This is a genomic window from Achromobacter deleyi, assembly GCF_013116765.2.
Taxonomy (GTDB): domain Bacteria; phylum Pseudomonadota; class Gammaproteobacteria; order Burkholderiales; family Burkholderiaceae_B; genus Achromobacter; species Achromobacter deleyi_A.
The window spans coordinates 4,165,352-4,177,861 of the sequence record NZ_CP074375.1; the positions used below are offsets into that span (position 1 = coordinate 4,165,352).

Below are 12,510 nucleotides of genomic sequence, written 5' to 3' on the forward strand. Positions count from 1 at the left end.
GAATCAGCTAGGATACCGCCCTAATCATACGCAACTGTCATATGTACGCAGTTGTGATTTGGCCTATTACCTGTTGTTCACAAGATGCGCCTCCGCGCCAGCCCTTGCCCCGGAATCATGGCGCGCGAGGGCCGATCGTGTCACGCACCCTGCGAGCTCAAGCCACCTGAGAGGGTATCTTCACGATGAATCGTGGCCTCCACGAACTGGCGAGTAGCATCAAGCGCAAAGTTGCTGCCCTGTTTGCGCCCGTTGAGCCCAAGCCCCATCGCTCGGGTCTTTTCCGCCGCACTGTTCTCGTCACCGCAATTGGTCTGTTCGCAGGCGCCGCCGCTCTCGGCATGGTGCAGCAACCCGACCGCAGCGAACTCCCCCCGTCGCGCATCATCCAGAGCATTCTGCCGCTGACCTCCGAACAAGTCGAAGTCAGCAGCCCCAGCGCCGCGCCGTACATCAGCGAAACCCGCATTCGTGCCGGCGACACGCTGGCCGCGGTGCTGCAGCGCCTGGAGCTGGATGCGCCCGACCTGCAGACCTTCCTGACGCACGACGCCAGCGCCCGCAGCATCTACAAGCTGTATCCGGGCCGCTCGGTGCAGGCCGCCACGGACGACCAGGGCAACCTGATCTGGCTGCGCTACATCCATACCCCCGGCAACGAGACGGATGGCCAGGTCGTGACGCGCATGCTGCACGTCGCGCCCTCGGGCGACAGCTACAAGGCCGAGGAAGTCACCGAAAGCACCGACCGCCAGACCCGCGTCGCCGTGGGCACCATCAAGTCGTCGCTGTTCGGCGCCACCGACGCCGCCGGCATTCCGGATTCGGTCACCATGCAGATGGCCGACATCCTCAGCGCCAAGATCGACTTCCTGCGCGACCTGCGCCAGGGCGACCAGTTCCGCGTGGTCTACGAAGTGCGTTCGCACGACGGCCGCTACGCCGGCGCCGGCCGCGTGCTGGCCCTGGAATTCATCAACGGCGGCAAGACCTACAGCGCCGTCTGGTTCAGCCCCGACGAAAAGAGCGGCTCTTACTACGACTTCGACGGCACCAGCCTGCGCGGCGCATTCCTGCGCACCGCCCTGAAGTTCAGCCGCATCAGCTCCACGTTCGGCATGCGCATGCACCCCATCCACAAGACCTGGACGGGACACAAGGGCGTGGATTACGCCGCGCCCTCGGGCACGCCGATCCACTCCACCGCCGACGGTACCGTTGAATTCTCGGGCTGGCAGAACGGCTACGGCAACGTGGTCATCGTGAAGCACCACGGCAAGTACTCGACGCTTTACGCCCACCAGAGCCGTATCGCCGAAGGCATCACCAAGGGCTCGAAGATCTCGCAAGGCCAGTTGCTGGGCTATGTGGGCTCCACCGGCTGGGCCACCGGCCCGCACCTGCACTACGAGTTCCGCGTGGACAACCAGCCGATCGATCCGCTGTCGGTCGACCTGCCGGTCGCCCGGGCCCTGGAACCCGCGGAAGTCCGCGCATTCAACCAGGCAGTGGCGCCGTACAAGCAGCAGATCCAGCTGCTGACCGAGTTCCAGCAGACCCTGCCCGACGCGCTGACCAACGTGGCCAGCCGCTAGCCAGCCTGCAACACCTCCCATAAAAGGCGGCCCGCGCAATCTTCTGCCCGGCCGCCTTTCTTCTTCCCAGAGGCGCCCGTGAATTCCACCAAACCCGTGCAGCACGGAAGCTCGACCCTCTACATAGGGCTGATGTCGGGGACCAGCATCGACGGCGTCGACGGCGTGCTGGCCCGGCTGGCTGACGGCCAGCCGCCGCAAGTGCTGGCCAGCGCCAGCCTGCCCATGCCCGAGAATCTGCGCCGTGAACTGCTGGCGCTGAATGCACCGGGCGACGATGAGCTGGCGCGCGCCGCATTGGCGGCCAACGCCCTGGCCCGCGTGTATGCCCAGGCCGTGGCCGCCCTGCTCAAGGACGCGGGCTTGCCGGCCGAGGACGTGAGCGCCATCGGCGCGCACGGCCAGACCGTCCGGCACCGGCCCGACAGCGGCTACACGCTGCAACTGAACGCGCCCGCCTTATTGGCCGAATTGACCGGCATCGACGTCGTGGCGGACTTCCGCAGCCGCGATGTGGCCGCCGGCGGCCAGGGCGCGCCCCTGGTGCCGCCCTTCCATGCCGCGGTCTTCGGCGCGCAGCACGGCCGCGCCGTGCTCAATCTGGGTGGCATCGCCAATGTGACGCTGCTTGCGCCCGGCCAGCCGGCGCGCGGCTTCGATACCGGTCCGGCCAACGTCCTCCTGGACGGCTGGTGCCAGCGCCATCTGGGCCGGCCTTATGACGCCGATGGCCGCTGGGCCGCCACGGGCCAGGCGCTGGCGCCCCTGCTCGAGCAACTGATCGCCAGCGAACCCTGGTTTGGGCTGCCGCCGCCCAAATCCACGGGACGCGACCTGTTCAACATGCAATGGCTGGACAGCCGGCTGGCCACGTTCGACGGCCCCAAGCCGGCCCCTCAGGACGTGCAGGCCACCCTGCAGCGGCTGACCGCCAGGACGGTCGCCAACGCCATCGACGCCGCCGCGGCAGGCACGCAGGAGGTGTTCGTATGCGGTGGCGGCGCGCACAACGCCGGACTCATGCGCGAGCTGGCGTACTGCCTGCAGCGCCCGGTCCAGCCGACCGACGCCTTGGGCGTGCCCGCCCAGCAGGTCGAAGCGCTGGCCTTTGCCTGGCTGGCGCAGGCCTTTGTCGCGCGCAAGCCCGCCGGACTGCCGGCCGTCACGGGCGCCCGCGGCGCCCGGATCCTGGGCGCGCTGTACCCCGCCTGAAGGCAGCGCCCCAGCGCAGCCCGATGCCCGCGCGGCCAATGCAAAAAGCCCTTCGGCGCGCCGAAGGGCTTTTTCATTTCCTGCCCGGCAATTACACCGAGAACGAGGAACCGCAGCCGCAGGTGGTGCTGGCGTTGGGATTGCGGATGACGAACTGCGCGCCTTCCAGGTCTTCCTTGTAGTCGATCTCGGCGCCGACCAGGTACTGGAAGCTCATCGGGTCGACCAGCAGTTGCACGCCGTCCTTGTCCAGCACGGTGTCATCCTCGTTCACGACTTCGTCGAACGTGAAGCCGTACTGGAAGCCCGAACAGCCGCCACCCTGGACAAACACGCGCAGCTTCAACTCGGGGTTGCCTTCTTCGGCCAACAAGTCTTTCACTTTGGCGGCAGCCGAGTCGGTAAATACCAGGGGAACAGGCGGGGCGGCCTGGAGGTCGACGGTTTCGGTCACTGCATTCATGGTTCACTCCTGGCCGGTACGGCCATATTTCAGTGAGCGGCGTCGCCGCTCGTATGGTGTCACTATAGCGCAGGGCTTGATCAGACTCAAAGTTCCAGTTTGACGCTGCGGGAAGCCCGCACGGTTTCGCCCTCGAGAACGCTGATGGTCACGCTTTCAGGGACAAATCCCTCGGGCACGGCCAGGATGCCCTGGCTGCGCTGGTATTGATCGAATTGCAGGGCCAGGGACGCCGCCGCGGTGTTGTCGCCCGTGGCGGTTACCGGACCGGACTCCGCCTTGACCTGCATGGGGGCCAGGTCCACCGTCACGGTTTCGCCCTTGAGCACACCGGTGGCCTGAAACCGCAGCGCGCCCGCGAAGGGCGTGGCGCCATTGCGGCCGCTGCGCATCAGCAGCACCTTGTAGCGCAGACCGCCGCCCTCGCGGTCGATCTGCACGCCCCGGATGTCCACCGAGCCTTCCGGCCCCGGGGGCAGCAATTGCTCATAGAACGCCAGCTGGTCGCGCACCCGGCCGATCTCGGCCTGGGCGGCGTGGAGCTGGGTTTCAAGCTCCTGGCGCGCCGAACGCTCGATGACCAGCTCGCCGTCGGCCGTATCCAGCTGGCCGCGCGTATAGCGCAGCTGGGTGGCTTGTTGACGCATGGCGTCTTCCTGCTCCTCGAGCTGCCTGGCGCCGATCACGACGGCGTCCTGCGGGCGATAGAGCTGACGCGCATGGAAGAATCCCGCCGAACCGCCCAGCAGCACGCCCAGCAGCAACGCGGCGAACAGGCGCACCCAACCACTGCGGGCAAGGCGCGGCAGGGGTTTGGCGGAGGGATCTGCTGACATAAAGAGCGCGGGTTGGCGGCTCCGCGTGCGCGGGCCGCCAAGACATCACGGCAGGATGGCGACCTGGTCCAGGCCCACCGATTCGGGAATGCCGAACATCAGGTTCATGTTCTGGACAGCCTGGCCGGCTGCGCCCTTGACGAGGTTGTCCTGCACGACCATGACGATCAGCTGGTCGCCATTGCCCGGACGGCTGAGCGCGATGCGCAGGTTGTTCGATGCGCGCACCGAACGCGTTTCGGGCAGGCTGCCGGCCGGCATGACGTCCACGAAGGGCTCGTCGGCATAGCGTTCTTCGAACAGCGCCTGGAAGTCGGTATCGCGCGCTTCGGGCAGGATGCGGGCGTAGATCGTGGAGAACATGCCGCGGATCATCGGCACCAGATGGGGCACGAAAGTCAGGCCGACCTTGCCGCCGGAGATCTTTTCCAGCTGGGCGACGATTTCCGGGTGGTGGCGGTGGCCCGCCACGCCGTAGGCCTTGAAGTTGTCGGAAGCTTCCGAGAACAGCGAACCCACTTCCGCCTTGCGGCCGGCGCCCGACACGCCCGACTTGCAGTCGGCGATCAGGGTTTGCGCATCGACCAGCGACTTGCCGCCTTCCAGCAACGGGGCCAGGCCCAGCAGCACGGTGGTCGGGTAGCAGCCGGGATTGCCGATGACCCGCGCCTTGGAGATGGCTTCGCGGTTCAGTTCGACCAGGCCATACTGGGACTCGGCCAGGATGTCCGGGCAGGTGTGGGGAATCTTGTACCAGCGCTCGAAGGTGGGGATGTCCTGCAAGCGGAAATCGGCGGCCAGGTCGATGACGCGGGTGCCCGCGGCGATCAGTTCCTGGGCTTGCGCCATGGCCACGCCGTGGGGCGTCGCGAAGAACACGACGTCGCAATCCGTCAGCGAGGCCTTTTCCGGCGCGGAGAAGGCAAGCTTCACACGGCCGCGCAGGTTCGGATACATGTCAGCGACGGGCAGGCCGTCTTCCTTGCGGGACGTGATGGCGGTCAGTTCCACGTTGGGATGCTGCGACAGCAAGCGCAGCAGCTCGACGCCGGTATAACCGGTGCCGCCGACGATACCAACCTTGATGCGGGTGTTCGATGCTTGGGCCATGATGTGTGCTCTTCGTAGAACGAGGATCGATTGTATCGCTCGGGAAACAAGGTATTGCGACAGCGCGCTGGAAATGGCGCGGCAATCTTCTTTCCGACCGGATGGGGTGCGCGGAGTTCCGCGCGGGGGCTGGCAACGACGCCGCATTGCCGCCCAAAAACAAAAAGCCCGCCGAAGCGGGCTTTTTGCAGGACATTAACGCTTGCTGAACTGCTTGCGCCGACGTGCCTTGCGGAAGCCGACCTTCTTACGTTCGACTTCACGGGCATCGCGGGTCACGAAGCCAGCTTGCGACAGCGAGGGCTTCAGCGTGGCGTCGTAGTCGATCAGGGCACGCGTGATGCCGTGACGGATTGCGCCGGCTTGGCCGGTTTCGCCGCCGCCGTGCACGTTGACTTTGATGTCAAACGATTCCAGGTGGCCGGTCAATTCCAGCGGCTGGCGCACGACCATACGGCCGGTTTCACGAGCGAAGAACTCGTCGACGGGCTTGCCGTTGACGACGATCTTACCCGTGCCCTTCTTGATGAAAACGCGAGCCACCGAAGTTTTGCGACGGCCGGTTCCGTAATTCCAGTTACCGATCATGGCGTTTCCTTAGATATCCAGCGTCTTGGGCTGCTGGGCGGTGTGCGGGTGCTCGGCACCGGCATAGACCTTCAGCTTCTTGATCATGGCGTAGCCCAGAGGACCCTTGGGCAGCATGCCCTTGACGGCCTTCTGAATGGCGCGACCGGGAAAACGCTCTTGCATTTTCTCGAAGTTCGTTTCACGGATACCGCCCGGGTACGTCGTGTGGCGGAAGTACTTCTTGTCCTTCGCCTTGGCACCGGTAACAACGATATCGGACGCGTTGATGATGACGATGTAGTCACCCGTATCAACGTGAGGCGTGAATTCAGGTTTGTGCTTGCCACGCAGACGACGTGCGACTTCGCTGGCCACACGACCGAGGACTTTGCCCTTGGCGTCGATCACAAACCAGTCACGTTGGACTTCATGCGGCTTGGCCACAAAGGTCTTCATGATGGTTCCTAAGAATAAAAATTTGCTTCTGGCCAGACCATCTGACCAGTGTTCTTTCCCAAACTAGACTCAAAAGCCCCGATGATTTTTCCGGATCGCTCCAAAAAAAGCCTTCGGGTTCAAGCCCTTATCGACTCCCGCCTAAGCGTTATTAACCCGCCCGTGCAATAGTCAAAATGAGGGAAAGCCTGAAATTCTAACACGGTTGCTCAAAAAATGGGCAAGCGGTCGGATTTCAGGCTTTCGTGGGCGCCAGGCGCCGGCCAGGGGATCAAGCGCCCAGGTAGGCTTCCAGCACGCGCGGATGGCCCAGCAGTTCACGGCCGGTACCGGTCAGCGCCATGGCGCCGTTTTCCAGCACATAGCCGCGCTGGGCAATCTTCAACGCCTGGCGCACGTTTTGCTCCACCAGGAACAGCGTCAGGCCGTCGGCGTTGATGGCGCGCAGCGAGCGGAAGATCTCCTGCACCACGATCGGGGCCAGGCCCATGGATGGTTCGTCCAGCAGCAACAGGCGCGGCTTGGCCATCAAGGCGCGTCCGATCGCCAGCATCTGCTGCTCGCCGCCGGACAGGTTGCCGGCTGTGCCGGTGATCCGTTCCTTCAGGCGCGGGAACAGGTTGAACACGTACTCCAGGTCCGAACTCACGTTCTTCAGACCACGGCGGTATGCGCCCAGCTCCAGGTTCTCGAGCACCGTCATGGTGGTCAGGATGGCGCGGCCTTCCGGCACCTGCACGATGCCGCGCGCCACCAGCTGGTGCGGAGCCAGGTTGGTGATGTCTTCGCCTTCGAAGAGGATGCGGCCGCGCGCCTTGGGCAACAGGCCCGACAGCGCCAGCAGCGTGGTCGACTTGCCGGCGCCGTTGGCGCCGACGAGGGCGGTGATTTCGTTGGCGTTCAGGTCCAGGTCGATGCCGCGCACGGCTTCGATATGGCCGTAGTTGACCTCGAGTCCGCGGACTTCCAGCATAGCGGTCATTGTGCAGCCTCCGCTTGTTCGGTGTCTTCGTCGTCTTCGCGGCCCAGGTAGGCCTCGATGACCTGTTCGTTGTTGCGGATCTCTTCGGGACCGCCGCAGGCGATGATCTTGCCGAAGTTCAGCACGGCGATGCGTTCGCACAGCCCCATGACGAAGCGCATGTCGTGCTCGATCATCAGGATGGTGTAGCCGCGGTCGCGGATTGCCAGGATCTCGCGCATGAGTTCGGCGCGTTCGCCGGTGTTCATGCCGGCAACCGGCTCGTCCAGCAGCAGCAGCTTGGGCTCGGTGGCCAGCGCGCGCGCCAGCTCCAGGCGGCGCTGTTCGCCATAGGACAGGTTGTCGGCCAGATCGTTGGCCTTGTGGTCCAGGCGCATCCACGTCAGCAGTTCGTGCGCGCGTTCGCGGGCGCGCTTTTCGTGCTCGCGAAAGCCGGGCAGGCCCAGCAGCAGGCTGGGGAAACCGTAGTTCATGTGGCGGTAGGCGCCCACCACCACGTTCTCCAGCAGCGTCATCTCTTTGAAGAGACGGATGTTCTGGAACGTGCGGGCGATGCCCATGCGCGTGATGCTGTGCGGCTTCTTGCGCAGCACGCTCTCGCCCTGGAACGTGATCGAGCCGCCGCTGGGTGGCAACAGCCCGGTGATCAGGTTGAACACCGTGGTCTTGCCGGCGCCGTTGGGGCCGATCAGGCCAAAGATGGCGCCTTCGGGCACCGACAGGCTGACGTCATGCAGCACATGCAGGCCGCCAAAGCTCTTGGAGACGGAGGACAGTTCAAGCATGGCGCTTGCCTCCTTGACGGCCTTGACGCATCCAGCGCTTGAAGCGCGCCGGATCCCAGATGCCTTGCGGCAGGAACAACACGATTACCACCAGGATCACTCCGTTCGCGATCAGGCGCAGATCCGCAAAGCCGCGCAGCAGCTCGGGCAGCACCGTAATGATGAAGCTGCCCAGCACCGGACCGGCCAGGCCGCCGATGCCGCCCAGGATGGCCATGGTCAGGATTTCAACGCCACGGTCAAAGCCGTATTCGTTGGGGCCGATGAAGAAGGTCAGGTGCGCGTTCAATGCGCCGGCCAGACCGGCGATCATCGCGCCGGCGACAAACGCCAGCATCTTGTTGGCGCGCACATCGATGCCCATCAGGCCGGCCGCCGTTTCGTCGCCGCGAATGGCGTCGAAGGAGCGTCCGATCTTGGAGGCGCGCACGCGCCACAGCACGAACAGGACGATGACGACCGCCAGGACCACATGCCACCACTGCGTCAGCTGCGGAATGCCGTTGAGGCCCAGCGCGCCGCCGGTGATCGACTCGGTGTTCAGGATGGTCACGCGGACCACTTCGCCGAAGCCCAGCGTGGCCATGGCCAGGTACACCCCTGACAACCGCAAGGTTGGCAGGCCGATCAACGCCGCCACCAGCGCGGGCGCGGCCATGCCGCCGGCCAGCGCAACCGTGAACGGCGCGTCGTAGTTCATGGTGAGCAGCGCGGCGGCGTACGCCCCGATGCCCATGAAGGCGGCGTTGGCCATGGCCAGCATGCCGCAAGCCAGGGTCAGCCAGATGGAGAGGGCCAGCAATGCGTTGGTGCCCAGCGTCAGCACCAGGTTGCCGTAGATGGCCCAGAAGTTTTCGAATCCGCTCATACTTTAAGCCTTGCGTTGAACCACTTTGCCGAACAGACCTTGCGGGCGCACCAGCAGGATCAGGAACAGCAGGCCGAAAGCCACCGCGTCGCGCATGGTGGAGCCGATGTAAGCCACGGACAGCACCTCGGCGAAGCCCAGGAAGAGACCGCCCAGCATGGCGCCGCGGATGTCCCCCATGCCGCCCAGGATGATGACCGCGATGCCCTTGTGCAGCATCGGCTGGCCCATCAGCGGGAACAGCGCGTTCGAGTACAGCCCGATCAGCACGCCGGCCACGCCGCCCAGGGCGGCTGCGGCGAACGAGGTGGTGACGAACAGCTTCTCGACGTTGATCCCCAGCAGCCAGGCGGCCTTGGGCGATTCGGCGATGGCGCGCAGGGCGCGGCCGAACTGCGTGCGGCGCATGACATACATCAGCACGGCCATCAGCGCGAACGACAGGAAGATGATGCCCAGCTCGATGACGGTCAGGTGCAGGCCGGCGATCTCGATCACTTCCTCGGGCACGGTGCCGTGCGGGAAGCGCAGGTTGCTGGCGCCGAAGATGCCTTGGGCGCCGTTATTCAGGATGATGCCCACGCCTATCGTGGCGATCATGGGGATCAAGTGCGGCGCGTTGCGCTTGCGCAGCGGCTTGAGCACCAGGTAGTCAATGATGACCCCGGTAAAGCCGGCGACGAAGAACGCGACCATCAGCGCACCCCACAGGGGCAGGCCGAATTGCTGCACGACGAACAGTGCCGCGTAGGCGCCAACCATGAAGACGGCGCCATGCGCCAGGTTGATCACCCCGAGCACGCCGAAGATCAGCGTGAAGCCCAGCGCGAACAGTGCATACACACAGCCCAGCGACAAGGCATTGACGAATTGTTGTTCGAACATGATGGGACTTTCCAGATCTGATAGGGCCGCCACGCCGAGCCCGCAGCGTGGCTTCGCTTGCTCCCCGGGGAGCTTTTTTTACTTGGGACGGCCCTGCGATAAAAAGCGCCTTGCGGACAAGCTCGAGGCTGTCCGCAAGGCGCATCCCCCCGCGCGGGGATGCGTACTGCTTACTTCTCGATGACGTACTTGCCGTCCTTGGTCACGCTGACGATCGGCGCCTGGTCGGCGTCATAGCCGGCGGGCTTGCCGGCGCGGTCGTTGGCTTGGCGGAACTTGAACGGGCCGGTGGCGCCGGTCCAGGTCACGGACGGCAGGGCATCGCGCAGGGCAGCGCGGTCCTTGGGCAGTTCGCCGGTGATCTTGGTGTTCTTCAGCGCCTGGGCCACGATGTACATGGCGTCATACGACTGGGCCGCGAACTGATCGGGCGAACCGTTGAACTTGGCCTTGTAGGCGTCGATGAACTTGATGTTCTCCGGGGCCTTGTTCTCGATCGACCAGGGGCTGCCGATCCACAGATTGTTCGATGCGCCGCCGGGGGCCAGGTCGAAAATCTTGACCGAGTTCATGCCGTTGCCGCCGATGACGGGCACGTTCAGGCCCAACTGGCGGGCCTGAACCATGATCGGGGCGCCTTCGGCCAGCAGTGCGGACAGCACGATGGCGTCGGGGTTGGTGCCCTTGATCTTGGTCAGCTGGGCCTTGAAGTCCACGTCGCCCTTGGCGAAGGTTTCGGTCGTCGTGACCGGGATCTTCTGGTCTTCCAGGGCCTTCTTGAAGTTGTCGTAGCCGCTCTTGGTGAAGACGTCGTCGTTGCCATAGAGCACCGCCACGTTCTTCAGGCCGGTTTTGGCCTTGACGGTGGCGATGGTGGCCGGCAGCACGTCGGCTTCGGTGACCGAATTGCGGAACACGTAGTTGCCGATGGACGTGATGCCGTCGGCGGTGTTGGACGTGCCGAAGGCGACCGTCTTGGCGGCCTGGGCGATCGGATCGGCGGCTTGGGCCGAGTTCGACAGCGTGGGGCCGAAGACCATCAGGACGTTGTCCTTGAAGATCAGTTTCTTGAAGACGTTGATCGCTTCTTCTTTCTTGCCTTGCTCGTCTTCGACCACCAGCACGAGCTTGTTGCCGTTGATGCCGCCCGCGGCGTTGATCTCGTCGGCTGCCAGCTGGAAGCCATTGCGGATCGACACGCCGTACTGGGCCGCGCCGCCGGACAGGGCTTCCGCCACACCCAGCTTGATGTCGGCTGCGTAGGCAGCCGGGACGAAGCCGGCAGCGATCAGCGCGGCCAGCAGCTTCTTGGTCTTGGATTGCATGGTTGATACCACCTTAAAGTCTGTCTCGGAATATTGGTAATCCGGGCTGTTGTAATCCTGCCGGATTGACGTCGGATGCCGTCCAAAGACGACAGTTTGCGCGTCAAGACCCGGGATATTACTCCTTTGTATCAGGCCGAAACTCGAATGCCGTTCAACAAAAGCCTGAAAACCGCCCATTTTTTTGTAAAAAACGCGTGGTTACTAGCAAAAACCCTACTCCTCGCCGAATGCCATTCGGCACCCGGCGCCTCCTAACCCCTGGCCGACAGCGCCACGCCCAGGTATTGGCCGTAAGCGCTTTCGGTCAGGCGGAACCACGGCATCTCGCTGTCGCGAAAGCCCATGTAACTGTCGTGCATCGCCTTGAATCTCGGGTCTTTCGCGCTCAAGTCCTTGTAGACCTGCTGCGACGTCTCGAATGCCACATCCATGATGGACCGCGGAAAGGTGCGGACTTGCGCGCCGCTCGCCGTCAGTTGCGCCAGCGCCCGCGGGTTCTGGGCGTCATAGCGCGCGGTCGTGGCGGCGTGCGCGGCCATCGCGGCGGCTTGCACCAGCGCCTGATAGTTTTTGGGCAGCTTGTTCCAGGCCTCGTCATTGATATAGAGCGAGAGCTGTTCGCCGCCTGCCCACCAGCCGGGCGCGTAGTAGTACTTGGCCACCTTGTTCAGGCCGAGCTTGTCGTCCTCATAGGCGCCCGCGCCCGCCACTGCCTGCAGGCCGTCCTTCTCGAAGGCCTCGGCCAGCTTGGCCAGTTCCGCTTGCTGGGGGGCCACGCCCATGCGGGCCAGCACATCGCCGGCCAGGCCGTCCACGCGCATCTTCAGGTCTTTCAGGTCGCCTGCACGCTTGATTTCCTTGGTGTACCAGCCGCCCATCTGCGCGCCGGTGTTGCCCAGCGGGAAATTGATGATCTTTTCAGGCTTGAACAGCTCTCGGGTCAGGCGCAGGCCATCGCCCTCGCTCATCCAGGCGTTCATCTGGCGCGCGTTCAGGCCGAAAGGAACGGCGGCATCGAAGCAGAAGGCGGGATTCTTGGCGTAGTAGAGGCGGGAGGACACGTGGCCGCATTCCACCTTGGCGGTGGACACGGCTTCCATCAGGTCCGCCGCGGCGACGATCTCGCCGTCGGGGAAATGGCGGATGTTGAATTTGCCGCCCGTAGCTTCCGACACGAACTTGCAAAAGCTCTCGGCCGCGCCGACGCGCAGGTCCAGGGCGCTGGGAAAACCAGAGGAAAGACGCCAGCTCAGCGACGGCATGTCCTGCGCGAACGCGGGCGTGCCGACGGCGGCTCCCGTTGCGACTGCGCCGAGACCGGCGTGCTTCAAGAATGAACGTCGTTGCATCTCTTTGCTCCTTTACAGCAACACCCGGGACTTCGAGCAATACCCGCCGGATATTACACGCTGGCAGAGGC

13 protein-coding genes are annotated in these 12,510 nt (G+C 64.4%); 2 read left to right on the forward strand and 11 right to left on the reverse strand.

Going from position 1 to position 12,510, the window contains the following annotated elements; all coding sequences use genetic code 11:
- Positions 1 to 185: 185 nt before the first annotated feature.
- Both HLG70_RS18755 and HLG70_RS18760 read left to right on the forward strand, forming a co-directional pair.
- Entirely contained in the window at positions 186 to 1,595 is a 1,410-nt protein-coding gene (locus HLG70_RS18755; RefSeq protein WP_171667269.1) for a M23 family metallopeptidase, read from the forward strand.
- Positions 1,596 to 1,727: 132 nt separating this feature from the next.
- The gene (locus HLG70_RS18760; RefSeq protein WP_234103538.1) at positions 1,728 to 2,807 is read left to right on the forward strand and encodes an anhydro-N-acetylmuramic acid kinase; all 1,080 of its coding nucleotides are present in this window, start codon (positions 1,728 to 1,730) and stop codon (positions 2,805 to 2,807) included.
- 91 nt (positions 2,808 to 2,898) lie between these two features.
- Here the strand turns inward: HLG70_RS18760 and erpA are convergent, their stop codons facing one another.
- The 11 genes from erpA to HLG70_RS18815 form a co-directional block, all read right to left on the reverse strand.
- A complete protein-coding gene (erpA, locus tag HLG70_RS18765) occupies positions 2,899 to 3,270 on the reverse strand; it encodes an iron-sulfur cluster insertion protein ErpA (RefSeq protein WP_057286972.1) in 372 nt (123 codons plus the stop codon).
- A gap of 86 nt (positions 3,271 to 3,356) precedes the next feature.
- On the reverse strand, positions 3,357 to 4,106 hold the full coding sequence (locus HLG70_RS18770; protein WP_171667267.1) for a DUF6776 family protein: 750 nt from the start codon (positions 4,104 to 4,106) through the stop codon (positions 3,357 to 3,359).
- Positions 4,107 to 4,151: 45 nt separating this feature from the next.
- Positions 4,152 to 5,216, reverse strand: a complete 1,065-nt coding sequence (gene argC / locus HLG70_RS18775; RefSeq protein ID WP_171667266.1) for an N-acetyl-gamma-glutamyl-phosphate reductase — start codon at positions 5,214 to 5,216, stop codon at positions 4,152 to 4,154.
- 195 nt (positions 5,217 to 5,411) lie between these two features.
- The gene (gene rpsI / locus HLG70_RS18780; RefSeq protein ID WP_008163098.1) at positions 5,412 to 5,804 is read right to left on the reverse strand and encodes a 30S ribosomal protein S9; all 393 of its coding nucleotides are present in this window, start codon (positions 5,802 to 5,804) and stop codon (positions 5,412 to 5,414) included.
- 9 nt (positions 5,805 to 5,813) lie between these two features.
- Positions 5,814 to 6,242, reverse strand: coding sequence for a 50S ribosomal protein L13 (gene rplM / locus HLG70_RS18785; protein ID WP_008163100.1), 429 nt, complete (start codon positions 6,240 to 6,242; stop codon positions 5,814 to 5,816).
- Positions 6,243 to 6,513: 271 nt separating this feature from the next.
- Positions 6,514 to 7,224 (reverse strand): ABC transporter ATP-binding protein, encoded by a 711-nt coding sequence (locus HLG70_RS18790; protein WP_171667265.1) that lies wholly within the window; start codon positions 7,222 to 7,224, stop codon positions 6,514 to 6,516.
- Entirely contained in the window at positions 7,221 to 8,009 is a 789-nt protein-coding gene (locus HLG70_RS18795; protein WP_171667264.1) for an ABC transporter ATP-binding protein, read from the reverse strand. Before HLG70_RS18795 ends, HLG70_RS18790 begins: the two co-directional genes overlap by 4 nt.
- On the reverse strand, positions 8,002 to 8,877 hold the full coding sequence (locus HLG70_RS18800; protein WP_057286977.1) for a branched-chain amino acid ABC transporter permease: 876 nt from the start codon (positions 8,875 to 8,877) through the stop codon (positions 8,002 to 8,004). The genes HLG70_RS18795 and HLG70_RS18800 overlap by 8 nt, the downstream gene beginning before the upstream one ends.
- Before the next feature lie 3 nt (positions 8,878 to 8,880).
- The gene (locus tag HLG70_RS18805; protein WP_057286978.1) at positions 8,881 to 9,762 is read right to left on the reverse strand and encodes a branched-chain amino acid ABC transporter permease; all 882 of its coding nucleotides are present in this window, start codon (positions 9,760 to 9,762) and stop codon (positions 8,881 to 8,883) included.
- Positions 9,763 to 9,932: 170 nt separating this feature from the next.
- On the reverse strand, positions 9,933 to 11,087 hold the full coding sequence (locus HLG70_RS18810) for an ABC transporter substrate-binding protein (protein WP_171667263.1): 1,155 nt from the start codon (positions 11,085 to 11,087) through the stop codon (positions 9,933 to 9,935).
- Between the two features lie 254 nt (positions 11,088 to 11,341).
- Positions 11,342 to 12,439, reverse strand: a complete 1,098-nt coding sequence (locus tag HLG70_RS18815; RefSeq protein WP_171667262.1) for a TRAP transporter substrate-binding protein — start codon at positions 12,437 to 12,439, stop codon at positions 11,342 to 11,344.
- Positions 12,440 to 12,510: the final 71 nt, after the last annotated feature.

Excerpts from the sequence above, each read along its gene's own strand:
- HLG70_RS18755 (WP_171667269.1), top strand. The coding sequence starts at position 186 with ATGAATCGTGGCCTCCACGAACTGGCGAGTAGCATCAAGCGCAAAGTT.
- HLG70_RS18760 (WP_234103538.1), top strand. The coding sequence starts at position 1,728 with ATGTCGGGGACCAGCATCGACGGCGTCGACGGCGTGCTGGCCCGGCTG.
- erpA (WP_057286972.1), bottom strand. The coding sequence starts at position 3,270 with ATGAATGCAGTGACCGAAACCGTCGACCTCCAGGCCGCCCCGCCTGTT.
- HLG70_RS18770 (WP_171667267.1), bottom strand. The coding sequence starts at position 4,106 with ATGTCAGCAGATCCCTCCGCCAAACCCCTGCCGCGCCTTGCCCGCAGT.
- argC (WP_171667266.1), bottom strand. The coding sequence starts at position 5,216 with ATGGCCCAAGCATCGAACACCCGCATCAAGGTTGGTATCGTCGGCGGC.
- rpsI (WP_008163098.1), bottom strand. The coding sequence starts at position 5,804 with ATGATCGGTAACTGGAATTACGGAACCGGCCGTCGCAAAACTTCGGTG.
- rplM (WP_008163100.1), bottom strand. The coding sequence starts at position 6,242 with ATGAAGACCTTTGTGGCCAAGCCGCATGAAGTCCAACGTGACTGGTTT.
- HLG70_RS18790 (WP_171667265.1), bottom strand. The coding sequence starts at position 7,224 with ATGACCGCTATGCTGGAAGTCCGCGGACTCGAGGTCAACTACGGCCAT.
- HLG70_RS18795 (WP_171667264.1), bottom strand. The coding sequence starts at position 8,009 with ATGCTTGAACTGTCCTCCGTCTCCAAGAGCTTTGGCGGCCTGCATGTG.
- HLG70_RS18800 (WP_057286977.1), bottom strand. The coding sequence starts at position 8,877 with ATGAGCGGATTCGAAAACTTCTGGGCCATCTACGGCAACCTGGTGCTG.
- HLG70_RS18805 (WP_057286978.1), bottom strand. The coding sequence starts at position 9,762 with ATGTTCGAACAACAATTCGTCAATGCCTTGTCGCTGGGCTGTGTGTAT.
- HLG70_RS18810 (WP_171667263.1), bottom strand. The coding sequence starts at position 11,087 with ATGCAATCCAAGACCAAGAAGCTGCTGGCCGCGCTGATCGCTGCCGGC.
- HLG70_RS18815 (WP_171667262.1), bottom strand. The coding sequence starts at position 12,439 with ATGCAACGACGTTCATTCTTGAAGCACGCCGGTCTCGGCGCAGTCGCA.